This is a genomic window from Roseateles sp. P5_E1, from assembly GCF_054049335.1.
This window is the reverse complement of record NZ_JBFUMN010000405.1, coordinates 1-547: the sequence shown is the minus strand read 5'-3', so window position 1 is coordinate 547 and position 547 is coordinate 1. Positions and strand designations below refer to the sequence as shown.

The 547-nt window shown below is 67.5% G+C and carries 1 protein-coding gene; it reads left to right on the top strand.

All coding sequences use genetic code 11. From position 1 onward, the window contains the following. Positions 1–547, top strand: a 547-nt coding sequence (locus ACXJKJ_RS31775; RefSeq protein WP_457395697.1) for an HD domain-containing protein, incomplete at both ends; no start/stop codon positions are given.

The following is a 547-nucleotide window of genomic DNA, read 5'->3' as shown; positions in this document are numbered from 1 at the left end:
TGTCTACACCGTGGACCAGCACACGCTGATGGTGCTGCGGAACATCGGCCTGTTTGCCAGCAGTCGCGCCGACGAGCGCTTCTCGATCGCCCACGAAGTGTGGCCGCGCCTGCGCAAGCCGGAGCTGCTGCTGCTGGCCGGGTTGTTCCATGACATCGCCAAGGGCCGCGGCGGCGACCATTCCGAACTCGGCGCGGTGGATGCACGCGCGTTCTGCCAGGCGCTTGCGCTGAGCAGTTCGGACACCGAACTGGTGGCCTGGCTGGTCGAGCAGCACCTGCGCATGTCGATCACCGCGCAGAAGCAGGACATCTCCGATCCGGACGTGATCCATCGCTTTGCCACGCTGGTAGCCAGCCGCGACCGGCTCGATTACCTCTACCTGCTGACCTGCGCCGATATCGCCGGGACCAGCCCGAAATTGTGGAACGCCTGGAAGGACCGGCTGCTGGCCGACCTGTACTTCGCCGCGCGGCGCGCGCTGCGCGACGGGCTGGAAAACCAGATGCCGGCCGCCGAGCGCGTGGCCGAAGCGCGCGAGTCGGTG